This is a genomic window from Pseudomonas sp. GL93 (genome assembly GCF_003408955.1).
Lineage (GTDB): Bacteria > Pseudomonadota > Gammaproteobacteria > Pseudomonadales > Pseudomonadaceae > Aquipseudomonas > Aquipseudomonas paracarnis.
Map to the genome: position 1 here is coordinate 1 of NZ_NKRF01000066.1, position 2,210 is coordinate 2,210.

Below are 2,210 nucleotides of genomic sequence, written 5' to 3' on the forward strand. Positions count from 1 at the left end.
TGGACGCTGTAGGAGGAGCTTGCCCCAATGCCAGTTGTAGGAGCGAGCTTGCTCGCGAAAAACTCACAGGCGCCGCGTTCATTCAGGAAGCACGCTTTATCGTTGACGTTCTTCGCGAGCAAGCTCGCTCCTACAGGTTCAGCGGTGTACCCAAAGTCGTGTAAAGACCTATGTGCCTCAGCACTTAAATCCACTGGTCACTCAACGCGGTACGCTCACCGCCTTCATGCCCGGTATTCAGGATGCCCCGCGGCTCAATCATCATCAGCTTGGCTTCTCCCTCGGCGGCGGTCCTGTGCTCAATGCCACGCGGCACCACATACAACTCACCCGGCTTCACATACACCGGGCCATCCGGCAGGTCGATACGTAGCGTGCCTTCAAGCACCAGGAACGCTTCATCGGTTTCGGGGTGCGAATGCCAGATGAACTCGCCCTCGATGCGCACCACCTTGAACTGGTAGTCGTTCATTTCGGCAACCACTCTTGGGCTCCATTGCTGATCGATGATCGAGGCTTTGTGCGCGAGGTTTATTGGTTGGGTGGGATGCTGTAAGTGAGTCATGCTGAGCCTTCCTGTCGGTGAGAAGGCCAGACTATCCGGGCCGACAGGTCAGAGGCTTGTACGATCCTGCAACCCCTCCACTCGCACGCCCCCGCATTCCCCATGGGAATGCAGCACATAAAATTAATGCATTTTTCTTACTGCCACGGTTAACGTAATTTGCGTCAAGGCCACGGAGAACCGCCTTGAACTCATCCTCACCCAACCCTGCTGACAAATTCGATACCTCAAGAGCCAACGAGTACGCACGACAAAGCCGTATCGCGCTGGCGGGCTATGACGCGTGCCAGGACCTGGCAGCGTGCATGCTCGCGGCAAGCCTTGGCGATACCCCTTCGGCCAAGGTACTTGTGGTCGGCGCCGGCGGTACGGCGCAGGAGATCATCGCCATGGCCAGCCTTGAACCGGGCTGGCGTTTTATGGCGGTTGATCCCTCCCAGCCGATGCTGGACGCGGCAAGGCAGCAGTTGGAAGTCAACCACTTGCTTGATAGAACCACCCTGCATCTCGGGCCGCTTGAAGACCTGGCAGCAGACGCGTCATACGACGCCGCCACCTTGATCGGTGTGCTCCACCATCTGGAGGGTGATGACGCCAAGGCCCGGATGCTGCGATCGATTCGGGCGCACCTGAAACCGGGGGCACCGCTGATCGTCGCGGGCAATCACTATGCGTATGCCAGCCAGCCGTTGCTACTGGCGGCGTGGGGCCAACGGTGGCGTCAGCATGGCGCCACCCCGGACGAAGTGAAGGCCAAGCTCGGCAAAATCCTTCAAGGCGCCGACCCGCCACATTCCGAGGCCGCGGTTCAGAAGCTGTTGCATGACGCTGGCTTCGGCGACGCGACCCGTTTCTTCAGCAGCCTGTTCTGGGGGGCTTGGTTGACGTGCAAGGTGGGGTAGCGATGTTTCCCCTTGCTCAACAACCCGTGGCGCGATTCAGATCGCCCGGAGAGTAGTTAGCCGCCGACGCCAATCGCCGCTATGCCGAAGGTGGCATTCCTCTTCGGAGTCGAAACTGACGCAGCGGGCGATGTTCGGGACGTGCACGTCAGCGTCATCCAGCGCGGCGGTAGTCAGCTCGCGCATACGGGCGTCCGCGCCGGTCGCGAGGGCGTGATCCTTGCTCGCAAGGCTGTCGAACACCCATATCACCCGCAGGCTTTGGGGAAACGCGCGGTAGTCGACGGTGTGGGTCAGCCATTCGAAGCCCGGGATTTCGGTTTTTGCGATCTCGCAGGCGCCGGTCAGGGCTGCAATGAGACGGCGCTCGATACGGGCGTGGTCGCGTGAGGCAGGCGGCATAAAAAGGAGGTCCGTGAATCCTGGGAGTGGGTTGGGGCGTCAGCCGATAGGCTGATCAGAGCATAGGTATCTACACAACTTCGGCACGACGCTAAATCTGTGGCGAGGGAGCTTGCTCCCGTGACGGCCTGACAGCCGGCGCATATCCATCTGACGCTCCGAAATCCAAATGTGGGAGCTGGCTTGCCTGCGATGGCGGCCTGACAGTCGACGCCAATCTACCTGACACCCCACGATCCAACTGTGGGAGCTGGCTTGCCTGCGAAGACGGCCTAACAGTCAATACAGTTGGACCGTGTACATATCCATTCCTGCGGTAACGGCCACCTAGGGTTCCGCTC

Annotated in this window: 3 protein-coding genes; 1 reads left to right on the forward strand and 2 read right to left on the reverse strand. The window is 60.0% G+C overall.

Annotated elements, in window-relative coordinates; translation table 11 throughout:
• Positions 1–184: 184 nt before the first annotated feature.
• Positions 185–565: a cupin domain-containing protein gene (locus CER19_RS12025; RefSeq protein ID WP_116666581.1), complete on the reverse strand. Its 381-nt coding sequence runs from the start codon at positions 563–565 to the stop codon at positions 185–187.
• Positions 566–750: 185 nt separating this feature from the next.
• Here CER19_RS12025 and CER19_RS12030 point away from each other — a divergent pair, with 185 nt between their 5' ends.
• Positions 751–1,467 carry a class I SAM-dependent methyltransferase gene (locus CER19_RS12030; RefSeq protein ID WP_116666582.1) on the forward strand — a complete coding sequence of 239 codons (717 nt, stop codon included), beginning with the start codon at positions 751–753 and terminating at the stop codon, positions 1,465–1,467.
• A 36-nt stretch (positions 1,468–1,503) separates the two neighbouring features.
• Here the strand turns inward: CER19_RS12030 and CER19_RS12035 are convergent, their stop codons facing one another.
• Entirely contained in the window at positions 1,504–1,869 is a 366-nt protein-coding gene (locus CER19_RS12035; protein WP_116666583.1) for a hypothetical protein, read from the reverse strand.
• Positions 1,870–2,210 lie beyond the last annotated feature (341 nt).

Bases quoted from the DNA above. Each gene is read 5' to 3' on its own strand.
- CER19_RS12025 (WP_116666581.1), bottom strand. From the start codon at position 565: ATGACTCACTTACAGCATCCCACCCAACCAATAAACCTCGCGCACAAA.
- CER19_RS12035 (WP_116666583.1), bottom strand. From the start codon at position 1,869: ATGCCGCCTGCCTCACGCGACCACGCCCGTATCGAGCGCCGTCTCATT.